12 protein-coding genes are annotated in these 16,575 nt (G+C 71.7%); 10 read left to right on the forward strand and 2 right to left on the reverse strand.

Annotated elements, in window-relative coordinates; translation table 11 throughout:
• The first annotated feature begins 139 nt into the window (after positions 1–139).
• The 4 genes from rpsT (at position 140) to holA (ending at position 5,548) form a co-directional block, all read left to right on the forward strand.
• On the forward strand, positions 140–409 hold the full coding sequence (rpsT, locus tag D458_RS0114685) for a 30S ribosomal protein S20 (protein WP_017587512.1): 270 nt from the start codon (positions 140–142) through the stop codon (positions 407–409).
• A gap of 153 nt (positions 410–562) precedes the next feature.
• Complete coding sequence (locus tag D458_RS37590) at positions 563–2,002, forward strand: helix-hairpin-helix domain-containing protein (RefSeq protein ID WP_017587513.1); 1,440 nt, start codon at positions 563–565, stop codon at positions 2,000–2,002.
• 6 nt (positions 2,003–2,008) lie between these two features.
• The gene (locus D458_RS0114695; RefSeq protein ID WP_017587514.1) at positions 2,009–4,339 is read left to right on the forward strand and encodes a ComEC/Rec2 family competence protein; all 2,331 of its coding nucleotides are present in this window, start codon (positions 2,009–2,011) and stop codon (positions 4,337–4,339) included.
• Between the two features lie 246 nt (positions 4,340–4,585).
• Positions 4,586–5,548, forward strand: a complete 963-nt coding sequence (gene holA / locus D458_RS0114700) for a DNA polymerase III subunit delta (RefSeq protein ID WP_017587515.1) — start codon at positions 4,586–4,588, stop codon at positions 5,546–5,548.
• A 66-nt stretch (positions 5,549–5,614) separates the two neighbouring features.
• On the opposite strand, the gene D458_RS0114705 is transcribed toward holA, so the two are convergent.
• The gene (locus D458_RS0114705) at positions 5,615–6,823 is read right to left on the reverse strand and encodes an amidohydrolase family protein (protein ID WP_017587516.1); all 1,209 of its coding nucleotides are present in this window, start codon (positions 6,821–6,823) and stop codon (positions 5,615–5,617) included.
• Positions 6,824–7,378: 555 nt separating this feature from the next.
• On the reverse strand, positions 7,379–8,923 hold the full coding sequence (gene hflX, locus D458_RS0114710; RefSeq protein ID WP_017587517.1) for a GTPase HflX: 1,545 nt from the start codon (positions 8,921–8,923) through the stop codon (positions 7,379–7,381).
• A 336-nt stretch (positions 8,924–9,259) separates the two neighbouring features.
• On the opposite strand from hflX, the gene aceB reads away from it, so the two are divergent.
• The 6 genes from aceB (at position 9,260) to D458_RS0114745 (ending at position 16,561) form a co-directional block, all read left to right on the forward strand.
• Positions 9,260–10,864: a malate synthase A gene (gene aceB, locus D458_RS0114715; RefSeq protein ID WP_017587518.1), complete on the forward strand. Its 1,605-nt coding sequence runs from the start codon at positions 9,260–9,262 to the stop codon at positions 10,862–10,864.
• A 190-nt stretch (positions 10,865–11,054) separates the two neighbouring features.
• Positions 11,055–12,584 (forward strand): FAD-linked oxidase C-terminal domain-containing protein, encoded by a 1,530-nt coding sequence (locus D458_RS0114725; RefSeq protein ID WP_017587519.1) that lies wholly within the window; start codon positions 11,055–11,057, stop codon positions 12,582–12,584.
• Between the two features lie 76 nt (positions 12,585–12,660).
• Positions 12,661–13,893, forward strand: a complete 1,233-nt coding sequence (locus tag D458_RS0114730) for an FAD-binding oxidoreductase (protein WP_017587520.1) — start codon at positions 12,661–12,663, stop codon at positions 13,891–13,893.
• Between the two features lie 37 nt (positions 13,894–13,930).
• Positions 13,931–15,292 carry a (Fe-S)-binding protein gene (locus D458_RS0114735; protein ID WP_017587521.1) on the forward strand — a complete coding sequence of 454 codons (1,362 nt, stop codon included), beginning with the start codon at positions 13,931–13,933 and terminating at the stop codon, positions 15,290–15,292.
• A 658-nt stretch (positions 15,293–15,950) separates the two neighbouring features.
• Positions 15,951–16,247 carry a lactococcin 972 family bacteriocin gene (locus D458_RS35520; RefSeq protein WP_026119313.1) on the forward strand — a complete coding sequence of 99 codons (297 nt, stop codon included), beginning with the start codon at positions 15,951–15,953 and terminating at the stop codon, positions 16,245–16,247.
• Between the two features lie 20 nt (positions 16,248–16,267).
• Positions 16,268–16,561 carry a lactococcin 972 family bacteriocin gene (locus tag D458_RS0114745; RefSeq protein WP_017587522.1) on the forward strand — a complete coding sequence of 98 codons (294 nt, stop codon included), beginning with the start codon at positions 16,268–16,270 and terminating at the stop codon, positions 16,559–16,561.
• The last annotated feature ends 14 nt before the right edge of the window (positions 16,562–16,575 follow it).

Below are 16,575 nucleotides of genomic sequence, written 5' to 3' on the forward strand. Positions count from 1 at the left end.
CACGTTCGGTTTTGAGCCCTGTGGACTCACACACACCCTGCGTCGGCGCCCACGCAGGCCTCTCATGGCACGGCTGCCCATGAGATGAGCCGCCTGTTCGCTTGACGCGATGATCACAGTAACTGGAGCACGTTTTCGCATGGCGAACATCAAGTCGCAGAAGAAGCGCATTCGGCAGAACGAGAAGGCTCGCGTCCGCAACCAGGCGGTGCGCTCTTCCCTGAAGACTGCCGTTCGGAAGTTCCGTGAAGCTGCCGAGGCCGGGAACGTCGAGCAGGCCACCGTCGCGCAGCGCGAGGCCGCTCGCGCCCTGGACAAGGCCAGCAGCAAGGGCGTCATCCACAAGAACCAGGCTGCGAACCGCAAGAGCGCGATCGCCAAGCGCCTGGTTGAGCTTCAGTCCGCCTAAGGGCACGGAGCACACGGCTTTCCAAGGGCCCGGTCCACTTCGGACCGGGCCCTTTGCCGTGTCCGGATCCTCCCGGGCGGCTCCGGCACGGAGTTATCCACAGGTTGAGAACGGCTGATGACAGGGCGTTGAGCGCTCCCTAGCGTTGGATGCATGACCGCTTCGCGCCGGTCACGGCGCCATCCTCCCCTGTCGGCCCCCGAGGAACGACTCCGCACGCTCGGCCTGGACTCCTCCCCCACCGCCCGGCGGCTGCGTGCCCGGATCCCCCGCGCACCCTCCGAACCCGGCCCCGGGGCGGCCGTCCCGCGAGCGCCCTACGCGGTCGGAGAGGCCACCGCCCCCTACCGGCCCGAGCCCCGAAGGCCCACCCCCGCGGAGCTGTGGGGGTCACCGGGCACGGCCGGGCGGGACCGGCGGGCGGACCACGAAGAGCGGGAGGAGCCGGAGTCCCCGGCCCTCGAGGAACCGGACCCCGAGGAAGTGCCCACCGTCCGGCTGCTTCCCGGTGGCGGGCCCGCCCGCTCCGAGCCGGAGAGCCCTCCCCCGCAGAGCCCCTGGAAGGAGCCTCCCCGAACCCGGACCGGTCGTGACGGCCGGGCGGACCCGCCCTCCCCCGCTCCCTCCCAGGGCGGGTCCGGGCTCTCGGGCCCCGGGGGGAAGGGGTCCCCCGCGGAACGCGGCTCGGACAGCGGGCCGGGACACGGCTCGGGTAGCGGAACGGGTCGCGGCTCGGAAAGCGGGACAGGGCACGGCTCGGCGGATCCGCCGGACCTCGCGGCCGGACCCGGCTCGGATCCGCCCGCGGGGAAGGAGCCTGAGGGACCCTCGGGAGGACGGCACCGGCGGCGTTCGGAAGCCGTCCGGCCCCCTTCCGGGTACACGGAACTGGACCCCGGGGAACCCGGCTCCGTCCTGGACCGGGTGGCCGAACGGTGGGGGCCCCGCGCCTCGCTTTCCCGGCGGGCGGTGGCGGCGCTGCTGGTCCTGGGGCTGCTCGCCGTGGCGGGCACCTTCCTGGTGCTGCGCGAGCGCCCGAGCGAGGTGACGGTGCCCGAACTGGTGAGCCAGGCGGCCCCTGCGGGCCAGGAGCCGAGCGGTCCCGCGGGCGGGCCGGCCGCGGACGGGCCGGGGCCCGAAGACGAGGGAGCGGGAGCGGATGCGCCGGGCGGGGACGTGGTGGTGCACGTGGGCGGCGAGGTGGCCGAGCCGGGGCTGTACACGATGCCCGCCGGCTCACGCGTGGCCGACGCCGTGGAGGAGGCGGGCGGCCCGCTGCCCGAAGCCGATCTGGACCTGGTCAACCTGGCCCGGACGCTGACCGACGGCGAACGGATCCTGGTGGGTGTCCCCCAGCCGGAGGGCGGGCCCGGCGACGGCCCCGCGGGGAGCGGGGCCCCGGTCGACCTCAACCTCGCCGGACAGGCCGAACTGGAGACCCTCCCCGGGATCGGACCGAAGAAGGCCCAGCAGATCCTCGCCCACCGGGAGGCCCTGAACGGTTCCTTCAGCAGTGTCGAGGACCTCCTGGGGGTCGACGGGATCGCGGAGAAGACGTTCAGGACCCTCGAACCGCTCGTGACGGTGGGGTGAGGCGCCGTGGTGACCTGGTTGGGAACCGACGCGTACGGCCTGGACCGGCCGCCGGACCTGAGGCTGCTCCTGCCCGCCGCGGCGGCCTGGCTGGCCGCGCTCGGGGCGCTCGCCGCTCCGCCCTGGCTGGCGTGGCTGTGCGCGGGGGCGGCGGGCTGCGCCGCCCTGGCGGTGCTCGCGGCGGCCCGCCCGTCCCTGGAGGCGCCCGCGCTGGCCCTGGTGGCGACGCTGGCGTGCGGTGCCACGGTGGCGGCGGTGGCCGGGATCCACGTGCACCGGACGGCGTCGAGCGCCGCCACGGCAGCGGTGGAGCGGGGCGGTGAGGCGGCCTTCCGCGCGGTGGTCACGGCCGACCCGCGCTCCCGGGCGGGGATGCCGCGCCCGGGCCGGGCCGAGTGGGTGGTCCCCGCCCGCACAGAGTGGGTCGAGGCGGACGAGAGGGAACGCCTCTCGCGGGCCCCGGTGGTGGTGCTGGCGTCCGGGGACGGCTGGTCCGACCTGCTGCCCGGCCAGTCCTTCGAGGCAAGCGGCGCCTTCCTGGCCACCGACGGCGACCGGTTGACGGCCGCTCTGGTACCGGTGCGGGGCCCTCCGGAGGAGGTCACCGGCCCGGGACGGCTCCAGGGCTTCGCCGGAGGGGTGCGCGCCGGTCTGCGTGAGGCGGCGGCTGAGCTGCCCCAGCCGGAGCGGGGCCTGCTGCCCGCGTTGATCGTCGGTGACGTGTCGGAGCTGGGGGAGCGGACCGCCGAGGACTTCCGGGCCACCGGGATGACGCACCTGCTCACCGTCTCCGGGGCCAACCTGGCGATCCTGACCGGATTCGTACTGGGGTTGGCGCGGTGGACACGGGCGCCGCCCTGGTGCTCGGTGGCGGGTGGCGCCCTGATGATCTGGATGTTCGTCCTGGTGTGCCGGCCGGAGCCGAGCGTGGTGCGGGCGGCGTTCATGGGGTCGTTGGGTCTGCTGGCGCTGGCGACCGGTCGGGCGCACGCGGGGATGGGTGCCCTGTGCGTCACGGTGGTCGGAGCGCTGTTCGTGGCACCCGGCCTGGCCGCCTCCTACGGTTTCGCGCTGTCGGTGCTGGCCACCGCGGGCATCCTCGTGCTCGTGCCCGGCTGGGCCCGGGCCTGGTCGGAGCGCTGGCCCCGGCCGGTGGCCGAGGCGTTCGCGGTCGCGGTGGCCGCACACGTGGCGGTCGCCCCGGTCCTGGTGCTGCTGTCCGGGGAGGTGTCCTGGGTGGCGGTTCCGGCCAACGTCCTGGCCGCACCGCTGGTGGCGGTGGTGACCGTGGCGGGGTCCGCGCTGGCGGCTCTGGCCTCGGTGTGGCCGACGGCGGCCTCGCTCCTGGTGCACCTGCCCGGGCTGGGGGTGTCCTGGATCGCCCTGGTGGCCGAGACCGGGGCACGGGTGCCGTACGGGGCGGTGCCCTGGCGCTCGGACGTGGCGGGCGGCCTGCTGTTGGCCGCTGTGCTGGTGGCGGTGTTGCTGACCAGGGGGTTGACCCGCCGGGTGATCGCCGCTGTGGCGGTGGCGGTGCTGCTCCTGGGTTGGGCCGCCCGCTGCGTACCGGGCGGGTGGCCGCCGCCGGGATGGGTTCTGGTCGCCTGCGACGTGGGGCAGGGGGACGCGTTCGTGCTGTCCTCCGGACGTGGAGAGGCGGTGGTGTTCGACACCGGTGAGGACGCCGGGTCGGTGGACGACTGCCTGGAACGCCTGGAGGTGCGTGAGGTGCCGTTGCTGGTGCTCAGCCACGACCATTCCGACCACGTCGACGGCGTACCCGGGGTGCTGCGGCACCGGAGGGTCCCCGCGGCGCTGGTGCCCGCGGGGTTCGAGGAGAGCGCGGTGGGCCGTCTGCTCGCCGAGGAGGGGGTGGCGCTGACCGTCGCCGAGCAGGGCTGGCAGTTCCGGGTGGGGCCCTGGCTGCTGCGGGTGCTCTGGCCGGAGGAGGGGTTCGTCGGGTCGGTGAACGACATGTCCGTGGTGGTCCGTGCCGACGGCCCGGAGATGTCGGTGCTGCTGACCGGGGACATCGAGGAGGAGGCGCAGAGGGCTCTGGTGCACGGGCCCGAGCCGGAACTGCTCGCGGTGACCGTGCTGACCACACCCCACCACGGCGCGGGCACGCAGGAGCCGGCCTTCCTCGCCGCGACCGGTGCGGCGGTGTCGGTGACCTCGGCGGGCCGGGACAACCCCTACGGGCATCCGGCGCCGTTCACCCTGGGTGTGCTGGAGGGAGTGGCGCAGGTGAACGCGCGCACCGACCTCGACGGGGACGTCGCCGTCCTGGGCGGTCCGGTGCGGGTGGCCGTCCGCGGCCCGGAACCGGACCGCTGAACACCACCGGCACGGAGCCGGAGCGACCGGGGCGGGCACGGCCGGCACGGGAGAGGCGGGCACGGCCGGCACGGGAGGGGCGGGCCGGCGTGGGAGGGAGGCCGAGGGCCAGAGGGAAGCCGGGGCGGGTGGGCAGGGTGGAAAGGAAGGCGGGGTGCTCCGGGGTCAGGGAGGAAGAACGGGTGATCCGGGGCGGGTCCGGTGTTCGGGCACCGGTTGGTCCGTGGAGCGTGGCATCCTCGTTGTATGCCTGCACCCGCCCTCATCACGCTCATCGTCGGCGACGAGGAGCTCCTCGTCGACCGGGCCGTGGCCGCCGTTGTCGCCGCGGCCCGCGAGGCCGACCCCGAGGTGGACGTCCACGACCTCGTGCCCTCCCAGGTGGGCCTGACCACCCTGGTGGAGGTCACCTCGCCATCGCTCTTCGGAGACCGCCGGGTGGTGGTGCTCCGTTCCTCCCAGGACCTGGTCAAGGACCTGGCGGCGACGGTCACCGGCTATCTCGAGGACCCCGCCGACGACGTGTACATGGTGCTCACCCACGCGGGCGGCGCCAAGGGCAAGGCGCTGCTCCAGGCCGCGGTGAAGGCCGGGGCCCAGCGGGTGGACTGCAAGGGCCCCACCAAGGGTCCCGAACGGGTCGCCTTCGTCAAGGGCGAGTTCTCCTCGGCCGGACGGCAGATCACCCCCGACGCCGCCCAGGCCCTGGTGGACGCGGTCGGTACCGAACTGCGGGAGATCGCCGCGGCCTGTACCCAGCTGATCGCCGACACCGAGGGCAGGGTGGACGCGGCAGCGGTCGCCCGGTACCACTCCGGCAAGGCGGAGGCCTCGGGGTTCTCCGTGGCCGACCGGGCCGTGGAAGGGCGCCTGCCCGAGGCGCTGGAGCAGCTGCGCTGGTCCCTGGCCGTGGGCACCGCGCCGGTGCTGATCAACAGCGCCCTGGCCGGTGCCGTACGGGGGATCGCGGTGGCCGCACAGCCGCCGCGCGGAATGAGCGAGGCGGAGCTGGCCAAGCGCGCCAAGGTACCGCCGTGGAAGCTGCGCACGCTGCGCCAGCAGGCCCGGGGCTGGAACGCGGCCGGGGTGACCCGGGCGATGGCGGTGATCGCCGAGACCGACGCGCTGATCAAGGGCGCCGGACGCGACCCCGAGTACGCCCTGGAGCGCGCGGTGATCGAGATCGCCCGCGCCCGCGGTACCCGCTGACCCGGCCCTCGACCCGGCGCGGCATCCGCCGCCCCGCTCCGTGCAGCCTTTCAGGGCCTCAGGGCCTCAGCGGATGGTGCGGCCGCCCCGCCAGACGCGCAGGGTGTTCAGGCCCATGGACCAGGCGAAGGCGCCCTCGTGGTCGGCGTCCCACTGGACCAGGTCGGCCAGCATGCCCGGGGCGATCATGCCCCGGTCGTTGAGGCTCAGGGCGTGGGCGCTGCCCGCCGTGGCGGCGTTGAGCGCCTCCTGGACGGTCATCTCGAACATGGAGACGGCCAGGGAGATGACCAGCGGCATGGACGTGGTGCCGGACTGGCCGGGGTTGTGGTCGGTGCCCAGGCCCACGGGGACGCCGTGGTCGAGCAGGGCGCGCACCGGCGGGGTCCGGCGTTCGTGCAGGGCGGTCGTGGGACAGGCCACGACGGGGGTGCGAGTGGCGGCCAGAGCGAGCAGGTCCTGGTCGTCGGCCTCGTGGACGAGGTCGACCGACGAGCAGCCCAGTTCGGCGGCCATCCGGACGGCCCCGTGCCGGGGCCGGGAGCAGGCGTGCATCGTGGTGCGCAGTCCCACGGACTGGCCCACGCCCAGGAGCATGTGGGCGTCCTCGGTGGTGAACTGCTGGTTGTCGCAGTAGACGTCCACCCCGTCGGCCCCCGCCATGGCGGCGTCGCTGAGCCAGGAGGCCGCGGTGGCCACGTACTCCTTGGGACGGCCGAAGAACTCGGGCGGGACCCCGTGCGCGGGGAAGAAGGTGACGTGCAGGCGCGGCATGCCCGGTTCCTCCTCCAGGGAGCGCAGCAGGCGCACGTCGGCGAGTTCGCCGTCCCGGGTGAGGTGGTATCCGGTCTTGGCCTCCACGGTGGTGCTGCCGGACAGCACCCAGTGCCGCAGCCGTTCGCGGACCGCGTTGCACAGCGTCCAGGGGTCGGTTCCCCGGGTGATGGTGACGGTGGTGGACACACCTCCGCCCGCGGCGAAGATGTCGGCGCGGGTGGCCCCCTTGGCCCACATGTTGACCTCGGCGTAGCGGTCGCCCGCGTAGACGGGGTGGCAGTGGGCGTCGACCAGGCCGGGGGTGACCAGGCCGCCTCCGATGTTGACGATCTCGTCGACGTCGGTGAGGTCCTCCATGACACCGGGGATGTGCTGGGGGAGTTCCGCGGCGGGGCCGACCCAGGCGATCCGGTCGTTCTCGATCAGGATGGCGGCCTTGGTGAGCAGCTCGTTCCCGGTCCACAGCCGACCGATGTTGGTGAGGAGTACTACCGTCATGGGGTGGTCCGCCCTCGCCGGTCAGTTCCGCCGTGGTACGTGCGGAACAGGGGCGTGGGATGCACGGGCGGACATGGCGACCTCGTATCTGGATGCGATTCCGACAGGGCCGTGAGCGACCCGGGGTCGCTTCGCGGTGCCGTGACAGTGGGGGTTCGCGTCGGCTTAAGCAACACGACCTAAGGGGGGACAGCGATCACTGTCGGCCAGTGCTCCAAAACCGTAGTCCATCCGCGGAGTCCGTGTACACCTCCCCGCGGGAACGAATGCGAGTGATACCAGTCGAAACTCGCAAGTCGGCAGAGTGACGAAGGACACCCGCACCCAGCCTGATCTGGCCTTCCACCGCTCTTCTCACCAGCCCCCGGCCGTCCCTGAAACATGAAACCGGCTTGTGGGCCTCGCCGGGGCAGACACCCCACCACCCCGGAAACAGCGCGGCCGGGACACCGTTCGGGTGTCCCGGCCGTCGCGTCGCCAACGCCCTCGTCAGCACTCCGCCGACGTCGGCGGAGGCCCCCAGGGATCCGCTCGCGGAGCCCCGGGGGCGGACGCCTAGGCGTTGCTGGGCGTGTAGTCGTCGAGCTTGGAGGCGAGCAGGGCCGGCACGAAGGCGTGCAGCGCCGTGCCCTCCCCGGTGTGCTCCTCGCTGAGGATGCGGCCTTCCTCGTGCACCTTGGCGACGAGGTCGCCCCGCGAGTACGGGACGAGGGCGTGCACCTCCTTGGCGAGCTCGGGCAGCGCCTCGGACAGTGCCGTGACCAGCTCGGGGACTCCCTCACCGGTGCGCGCCGAGACCTCGACCAGGTCGGGGTAGCGGGTGCGCAGCGCCTTGAGTGTGTCCGGGTCGGCGGCGTCGACCTTGTTGACCACGATGAGCTCGGGCACGTCGACGGCCTCGATCTCGGCGAACACCTCGCGGACGGCGCTGATCTGCTGTTCGGGGTCGGGGTGGGAACCGTCGACCACGTGCAGGATCAGGTCGGAGTCGGCGACCTCCTCCAGAGTGGAGCGGAACGCTTCCACCAGCTGGTGCGGCAGGTGCCGGACGAAGCCGACCGTGTCGCTCAGGGTGAAGGCGCGGCCGTCGGGCGTGCGGGCCTGGCGGACCGTCGGGTCCAAGGTGGCGAACAGGGCGTTCTCCACCAGCACACCGGCCCCGGTGAGCCGGTTGAGCAGGCTCGACTTGCCGGCGTTGGTGTACCCGGCGATCGCCACCGAGGGCACCTGGCGGGTGCGGCGGACGTCGCGCTTGACGTCGCGCGCGGTGCGCATGTGGGCGAGCTGACGGCGCAGCTTGGCCATCTTGTCGTTGATGCGTCGGCGGTCGGTCTCGATCTTGGTCTCACCGGGACCGCGCAGGCCCACGCCGCCGCCGGCGCCGCCACCGCCGGAGCCGCCCGCCTGACGGGACAGGGAGTCACCCCAGCCGCGCAGTCGTGGCAGCAGGTAGCTGAGCTGGGCGAGTTCGACCTGGGCCTTGCCCTCGCTGCTGCTGGCGTGCTGGGCGAAGATGTCGAGGATCAGGGCGGTCCGGTCGACCACCTTGACCTTGACGACGTCCTCCAGCTGGCGCAGCTGGCCCGGGGTGAGCTCACCGTCGCAGATGACGGTGTCCGCGCCGGTGGCCTCGACGATGTCGCGCAGTTCAGAGGCCTTGCCCTTGCCGACGTAGGTCGCGGGGTCGGGCTTGGACCGGCGCTGGGTGAGTCCTTCGAGGACCAGTGCGCCCGCCGTCTCGGCGAGGGCGGCCAGCTCGGTCAGTGAGTTGTCGGCGTCGACCTGGGTTCCCCTGGTCCAGACGCCGATGAGGACGACGCGCTCCAGGCGCAGTTTCCGGTACTCGACCTCGGTGACGTCGGTGAGCTCGGTGGAAAGGCCCTGGACGCGGCGGAGCGCGTGCCGTTCGGCCAGCTCCATCTCGCCCTGGTCGGGGGCGTTGTTCGGGTCTTCGTAGCGGTCACCGCCGGTGGCCGTGGCCTCGCGGGACGCGTCGTCGGCGTGGACCCCGTCCCCGACGGTAATCGCCTCACGGAAGTCGTCCTCGCCGTGGGCCTCGTGGCCGGCGTGGTCGCTTCCGTGGGTGTCAGCTGTATTCATATCCCTCCAGGTGGGTCAACGCATATGCCGCCATGGATCTTCCCGGAGCGGGGTAGGGCGGCCCGTGACCACGATGCTCGCACCTCCGCCCCGACCGGGCATCTGAATTATCGCAGGCAACGTGACGCAGACCATGACCCCGCGCGGAGCGTGAGAACCTTGGAGTAGACCCGTCACTCAAGAAACGCAAAAGTTCCGACAGAACTTTGCTCTTCCTTCCCGTTTCAGGAAGATCTCCACTGATCAAGGGCATGAGTGACGTTGACCGCTCGACATCAAGATAGTAGCTTCATTTCCACATACCAGAAGCTTGTTTCGTATTGCGGAAGGTTTTCCATGGGCGCCACGCACGGGGTCGAGATCACCGGCCCCCTCAACGAACGGTTCGACGAGATCCTCACCGAGGACGCCCTCGCCCTCGTCGCCGAGCTGCACCGCACCTTCGAGTCGCGCCGCCAGGAACTGCTGGCCGCTCGTACGGCCCGGGAGGCGCAGATCGCCGCCGGGGAGGACCTCGACTTCCTCCCCGAGACCAAGCACATCCGCGAGGACGACAGCTGGCAGGTCGCTCCGCCCGCTCCGGGCATCACCGACCGCCGCGTCGAGATCACCGGTCCCACGGACCGCAAGATGACGATCAACGCGCTCAACTCCGGCGCGAAGGTGTGGCTGGCGGACTTCGAGGACGCCAACACCCCGCTGTGGGAGAACATGATCCAGGGGCAGCTCAACCTGCGTGACGCCCTGGACCGCGAGATCGACTTCACCTCCCCCCAGGGCAAGACCTACGCCCTCAAGGAGGACTCCGAGCTGGCCACGATCGTCGTCCGCCCGCGCGGCTGGCACCTGGACGAGAAGCACATCCTCGTCGACGGCCAGCGCACCAGCGGCGGCATCGTCGACTTCGCGCTGTACTTCTTCCACAGCGCCAAGCGCCAGATCGCCAAGGGCAAGGGCCCGTACTTCTACCTCCCGAAGATGCAGAGCCACCTCGAGGCCCGCCTGTGGAACGACATCTTCGTTCTGGCCCAGGAGCGCCTGGAGATCCCCCGCGGCACCATCCGCGCCACCTGCCTGATCGAGACCATCCCGGCCGCGTTCGAGATGGAGGAGATCCTCTACGAGCTGCGCGAGCACTCCGCCGGTCTCAACGCCGGCCGCTGGGACTACCTCTTCAGCCTCATCAAGACCCACCGCACCCGCGGCCGCAAGTTCCTGCTGCCCGAGCGCAACGCCGTCACGATGACCGCCCCGATGATGCGCGCCTACACCGAGCTGCTGGTCAAGACCTGCCACAAGCGCGGCGCCCACGCCATCGGCGGTATGGCCGCCTTCATCCCGTCCCGTAAGGACGAGGAGGTCAACAAGGTCGCCTTCGCCAAGGTCCGCGACGACAAGTCCCGTGAGTCCGGTGACGGCTTCGACGGCTCCTGGGTCGCCCACCCCGACCTGGTCCCGGTCGCCAAGGAGATCTTCGACGGCGTCCTGGGCGAGCGGCCCAACCAGATCGACAAGCAGCGCCCGGAGGTGGAGGTCAGCGCCGCCGACCTGCTCGCCGTGGACCAGACCCCGGGCGGCGTGACGCTCTCCGGTCTGCGCGGCAACATCAACGTCGCCCTGCAGTACCTGGCGGCGTGGATGGGCGGCAACGGCGCGGTGGCGATCCACAACCTCATGGAGGACGCCGCCACCGCCGAGATCTCCCGTTCACAGATCTGGCAGTGGCTGCACAACGACGTCACCCTGGACGGCGGTGAGAAGGTCACCGCCGAACTGGTCAAGCAGATCATCGGCGAGGAGCTGGCCACCATCAGGGAGGCCCTCGGCGCCAACTACAACGAGGACCTGTACACGCAGGCCAGCGAGCTCTTCACCGAGGTCGCGCTGGACGACGACTACGTCGACTTCCTGACGCTGCCCGCCTACGAGCGCATGCCGTAACGGAACGGGAACCGTCCAGCGGCCAACCTGGACGGACTCGGCCGGTCCGTAGCCGGTTTCACGAAACGAAAGTCTGTTTCCACCGCGCCCCTTGCCTCGGCAGGGGGCGCGGTCGTACGGTCCCCTTGCGAGGTCGCAGTCGGAGAACGGGACCCCGACCGCGTTCTCCGTTCGGAACCGGGAGGCGCCCATGGCCACGACCGCACCCCACACGCCCCGTGGTTCGGCGCGTGGTTCCGCGCCCGGCTCCTCGAGCACGCCCGGGGCGCTGACCGGGCTGGTCCCCCGGCTGCTGGAGATCTGCGGTGACGACGGCGTCCTGACCGACCTCTCCCAGCGGCGCGTCTACGAGAGCGACGGTCTGACCTACCACCGCTCCACCCCCGGTGTCGTGGTCATGCCGACCTCCACCGAGCAGGTCGCCGCCGTCGTCCGGCTCTGCGCCGAACACGGTGTCCCCTACGTCCCGCGCGGGGCGGGCACCGGCCTGTCGGCGGGAGCGCTCCCCCACGCCGAGGGCGTCCTCCTGGTCACCTCGCGCATGCGCCGCATCATCGAGATCGACCTCGACAACGAGTGCGCGGTCGTCGAACCGGGGGTGGCCAACCTCGACATCACCCGCGCCGCCGGCCCGCACGGCTACTACTACGCCCCCGACCCCTCCAGCCAGCAGGTGTGCTCGGTGGGCGGCAACGTCGCGGAGAACTCCGGTGGCGCCCACTGCCTCAAGTACGGGTTCACCGTCAACCACGTGCGCGGACTGGAGATCGTCACCCCGGCGGGCGAGGTCGTCGAGCTGGGCGGCAAGGCCCCCGGAGCGCACGGATACGACCTCATCGGGGCGTTCGTCGGCTCCGAGGGCACCCTGGGCGTGGCCACCCGGATCACCGTGTCCCTGACCCGTTCGCCGCAGAAGACCGTCACCCTGCTGTCCGCGTTCACCTCGCTGGACGCGGGCGGCGAGGCGGTCAGCGCGATCATCTCCGCCGGGGTGCTGCCGTCGGCGATCGAGATGATGGACGCGCTGGCCATCGAGGCCGCCGAACGCGCCGTGGCCTGTGACTACCCCGAGGGCGCGGCCGCCGTGCTGGTGGTGGAGCTGGACGGGCCCGCCGAGGAGGTCGACGCCCAGCTGGAACGCGTCACCGCCCTGTGCGCGGACGCCGGTTCCTTCGAGACCCGTGCGGCCAGCGGCGCCGAGGAACGGGCGCTCATCTGGAAGGGCCGCAAGTCGGCCTTCGCCGCCGTGGGACGGATCAGCCCGGCCTACATCGTCCAGGACGGGGTGGTGCCGCGCACCGCCCTTGGTGAGGTGCTCGGCCGGATCGCCGCCCTGTCGGCCGAGTCCGGCGTCCGGGTGGCCAACGTCTTCCACGCCGGTGACGGGAACCTGCACCCGCTCGTCCTCTTCGACGACGCCGAACCCGGAGCGGGCGAGCGGGCCGAGGCGGTCTCGGGGGCCATCCTGGACCTGTGCATCGAGCACGGCGGGTCCATTACCGGCGAGCACGGGGTGGGTGTGGACAAGGCGTGCAAGATGCCGCGGATGTACGACGACGCCTCCCTGGAGACCTTCGACCTGTTCCGGCGGGCCTTCGACCCGGCCGGGATCGCCAATCCGGAGAAGCTGCTGCCCACGCCCCGCCTGTGCGGGGAGCGGCCCGGGGTGCGCACGGGTGTGCACCCGCTGGTGGAGTCCGGGGAGGCCGAACAGTTCTGAGCGGTCCGGACCGTGGTCGGGACCGCGACCCGGGCACCGGATCGGGTGTTGGCGACGAGGGCCGGGAGGGCCGAGGGTGAGACAGGACCTGGATGTCGAGGGGTGCGCCCTGCGGGAGGGCGCCCCGGGGGACGCCGTGTGCGGGGTCGTGCCGACGCGCGTTGCGGTGCCGACCGACACCGACTCCCTGGCCGGGGTGATGGCGGCCGCGCACCGGCGCGGGCTCTCGGTGACCGTGCGCGGTGCGGGGACCGCCCTGGACTGGGGCCGACCGCCGCGCTCCCTGGACCTGCTGGTGGACGTCTCCGCCCTGTCCTGGATCGACCACAACGCCGGTGACCTGGTGGTGGAGGTCGGTGCGGGCACCCCGGTGGCCGAGCTGTACGCGGCCCTGGCCGCCGCCGGACAGAGGCTGTCCTACGACCCGGTCAGGGCCGGAGGCACCGTGGGCGGTGCCCTGGCCACGGGGGTGAGCGGCCCGCGCCGCCTGCTCTCCGGCGCCCTGCGCGACCTGGTGATCGGTATGACGGTGGTACGCGCCGACGGTGTGGTGGCGCGCAGCGGCGGCCGGGTGGTCAAGAACGTGGCCGGGTACGACCTGGCCAAGCTGCACACCGGCGGGTTCGGCACGCTCGGTGTGATCGCGTCGGTCGCCTTCCGCCTGCACCCGCTGCCGGAGTCCCTGCGCGTGGTGAGCGCGCGCGTGTCCTCCCGTTCCCGTGCGGAGCAGGCCCTGGCCGCGCTGCGCGGGACCACGGTGGTGCCCTCGGCCGTGGAGCTGGACTGGCCCGCCGAGGGGGCGGGACGGCTGGACGTGGTGCTGGAGGGCACCCCGGACGGGCTCGACGCGCGCGTCGAGGCTGCCGCGCGGGCGCTGGCGCCCCGGGGCCGGGACGGGGACCCCGCCGTCGCCGAGGAACTGCCCGAGGGCTGGGGGCTGCTGCCCGCCGAGGGCACCGTCGCCCTGGTCACGGCCCCGCCCGCCGAGAGCGTCGCGGCCGCCGCCTGGGTGGGCGAGCTCTCCGGCGCGGTCGACGCCGCCGCGCACGTACGGGGTTCTGCGTCCACCGGATCGCTGTCCGTGTCCTTCCCGCCGGGAACCTCCTCCGAGCGGGTGGGGCTGGTGGTCGACGGTGTGCGTTCGGCCGGCGGCCACCCGCTGGTGCTGCTGCGCGCGGAGCCGCACATCCGCGCCGCCGGGATCGACCCCTGGGGCGAGGTCCCCGGCCTGGAGCTGATGCGGGCGGTCAAGGACTCGTTCGACCCCGGCCACCGCCTCTCACCGGGCCGATTCGCCGGGGGCATCTGACCCGCCGTCGACAGCTGAGCACCATGACCACCGACCCATGGGAGTGACCGTGACCGACCTACCGACCGAACCGGCCAGCGGTGGTCCGGCCGAGCGCGAGCGGCTCTTCGGTGACCTGCTCAACGACTGCGTGCACTGCGGTTTCTGCCTGCCCACCTGCCCCACCAACGTGCTGTGGGGACAGGAGATGGACTCACCGCGCGGCCGTATCCACCTCATGGGCCAGATGCACGAGGAGGACGTGCTCACCGAGACCGCCGTCGGGCACTTCGACAACTGCCTGGGCTGCCTAGCGTGCGTGTCCTCGTGCCCGTCCGGGGTGGCCTACGACGCCCTCATCGAGCACACGCGGTACCGGGTCGAGGAGGAGCACGAACGCCCCCGGGGCCAGCGCGCGCTGCGCGGGGCGGTGTTCTCGCTCTTCCCGTACCGGAACCGCCTCCGGGCCGTGCGCGGACCACTGCGCGCCTACCAGGCGAGCGGGGTCTCGTCGCTGGTCCGCAGGTCCGGGATCCTGGACCGGCTCTCACCGACCCTGGCCACCATGGAGCGCATCGCCCCGCCGCTGTCGGCCCCTCCTCCCCCGCTGCCCGAGCTGGTGCCCGCCGTGGGCGAACGGCGCGCCCGGGTGGGCATGCTCGTGGGCTGTGTGCAGGGCGCGTTCTTCCCCGAGGTCAACACCGCGACCGCCCGGGTGCTGGCCCTGGAGGGCTGCGAGGTGGTGATCCCACGCTCCCAGGGGTGCTGCGGGGCGCTGTCGGGCCACTCCGGCAGGCTCGCCGAGTCGGCCGCCTTCGCCCAGCGCCTCGTCGAGGTCTTCGAAGCGGGCCAGGTGGAGCGGATCGTCGTGAACTCGGCCGGGTGCGGATCCAGCATGAAGCACTTCGACCGAACCCTGGAGGAGGCGGGTGCGGGGCCGGCCTGGGTGGAGCGCGCCCGCGCGGTCTCGGCGAAGGTGGTGGACCTGACCGAGTACCTGGTCGCCCTGGGGCCGCGCGCCGAGCGCCATCCGGTCCCGCTCCGGGTGGCCTACCACGACGCCTGCCACCTGTCCCACGGCCAGGGGATCACCCGCCAGCCCCGTGAGCTCCTCCGGCAGATCCCCGGACTCGAGGTGGTCGACCTGCCCAACAAGGAGATCTGCTGCGGTTCGGCGGGCGTGTACAACCTGTTCAACCCGCGGGCCGCGGGCGAACTGGGCGACCGCAAGGGCGAGGACGTGGCCTCGACCGGGGCCGGCGTCCTGGTCTCGGGCAACCCGGGATGCTCGTTGCAGATCGCCTCGGCGATGGAGCGCGCGGGTTCGCCGGTCGCGGTGACCCACACCGCGCAGCTCCTGGACGCCTCGCTGCGCGGCCTGAGCCCGGAGCAGCTGTTCGGTCCGTCCAGCCGAGGGTAACCGTTCGGGCCCCCGGTCGCGATAAGACACGGTGAACCCCGTCCGACATATCTTTTCCATCACCGTCTTTCTTCGCGTACGAAAAACAGCGCCGCCGGACCGGACCCGGAGCACACGACTCCGATTCGTGCGTGGAGCCACCCTTCGCGGGCCCGAAAAATCGGATGCCAAGAGCATGGCCCGCGCCACCACGAGGAAAAGCCGACCACCCTTCATCAGAGACCCAGAGCAAACAGGCCAGAAGAGAACCTAGCACCGTCCGCCCGGCTCCGCCTGGCCGAATGTGGACACCCAGGGTGACCAGCTTCCACCTCAGAGAGAGGGCCACGGCCGGGCCGAACACACCACCAGGAGACATGAAACCCTCTTCACCTGCAATAACAAGGTGATTCCTCATCCCCTGCACACCACCACAAACAGGGATCGCCTCCACCCCACGACCTGCAAGAACAACAAGAATACGCACGTCAAATCCCCCTCCCGAAAAGACCGGCTGAAGCAGACCCCCAATAAAACTCGACCACCTTCAACCATCTGCGAAAACACAAAAAGACGCGAACACCGACGCACACAAAATCGGCGTTGACACAATTCCAGGAAGTCCATAACTTCTTCCAGGGCGACGGATTCTTCGCCACACCCCCTGCAAGAAGGAAAAATGAACAGAGCCAAGAAGGTGCTCGTGACCGTTCTGGTCGCTGCGGGCATCAGCGTGGGAACGGCTGGCGCAGCCTCCGCTGTCGTCTCGAGTGTGGGCGGCGGCACCTGGGACCGCGGCACCGTTTCCGATCGCGTCTACTCGAACTACCTCCACAACAGCAGATGCCACGGCTCCACCGCCGTAGGAGTCCATACGGTCCGTTCCGCGAACACCGGGGCAGGCAACTGGTCACGGGCAAGCGTCGCGAAGGCATGGACCAACAACCAGACTTACTGGCGCAACACCTGCGGATGACGAAACAGGAGCAATCCCCCATGAAACTCACCAAGCGCACCCTCGTGACCATGGCCCTGGCCTTCGGCATCGCGGTCGGCGCCGCCTCGGCCGCACACGCCGCGCCTCCCAAGGAAACCTGGAACCGCGGCGTCACGGGAGTCCCGGGTGCTGGTACCAGCTACTCGCACTACTTCCACCCCAGCGTGTGCCACGGCGCCACCGCGGTGGGCAAGACCACCGTGCGCACTGCCAACATCGCGGGAGGGTACTGGGCCCGGGCCACCGCCGACCGTGCCCTCGGTAACAACCAGGCGTACCGACGTACCTGCTGATCCCCCGACGAACA

Source organism: Nocardiopsis ganjiahuensis DSM 45031 (assembly GCF_000341085.1).
In the GTDB taxonomy this organism is placed as follows: Bacteria; Actinomycetota; Actinomycetes; order Streptosporangiales; family Streptosporangiaceae; genus Nocardiopsis; species Nocardiopsis ganjiahuensis.

Excerpts from the sequence above, each read along its gene's own strand:
- rpsT (WP_017587512.1), top strand. The coding sequence starts at position 140 with ATGGCGAACATCAAGTCGCAGAAGAAGCGCATTCGGCAGAACGAGAAG.
- D458_RS37590 (WP_017587513.1), top strand. The coding sequence starts at position 563 with ATGACCGCTTCGCGCCGGTCACGGCGCCATCCTCCCCTGTCGGCCCCC.
- holA (WP_017587515.1), top strand. The coding sequence starts at position 4,586 with ATGCCTGCACCCGCCCTCATCACGCTCATCGTCGGCGACGAGGAGCTC.
- D458_RS0114705 (WP_017587516.1), bottom strand. The coding sequence starts at position 6,823 with ATGACGGTAGTACTCCTCACCAACATCGGTCGGCTGTGGACCGGGAAC.
- hflX (WP_017587517.1), bottom strand. The coding sequence starts at position 8,923 with ATGAATACAGCTGACACCCACGGAAGCGACCACGCCGGCCACGAGGCC.
- aceB (WP_017587518.1), top strand. The coding sequence starts at position 9,260 with ATGGGCGCCACGCACGGGGTCGAGATCACCGGCCCCCTCAACGAACGG.
- D458_RS0114725 (WP_017587519.1), top strand. The coding sequence starts at position 11,055 with ATGGCCACGACCGCACCCCACACGCCCCGTGGTTCGGCGCGTGGTTCC.
- D458_RS0114735 (WP_017587521.1), top strand. The coding sequence starts at position 13,931 with ATGGGAGTGACCGTGACCGACCTACCGACCGAACCGGCCAGCGGTGGT.
- D458_RS35520 (WP_026119313.1), top strand. The coding sequence starts at position 15,951 with ATGAACAGAGCCAAGAAGGTGCTCGTGACCGTTCTGGTCGCTGCGGGC.
- D458_RS0114745 (WP_017587522.1), top strand. The coding sequence starts at position 16,268 with ATGAAACTCACCAAGCGCACCCTCGTGACCATGGCCCTGGCCTTCGGC.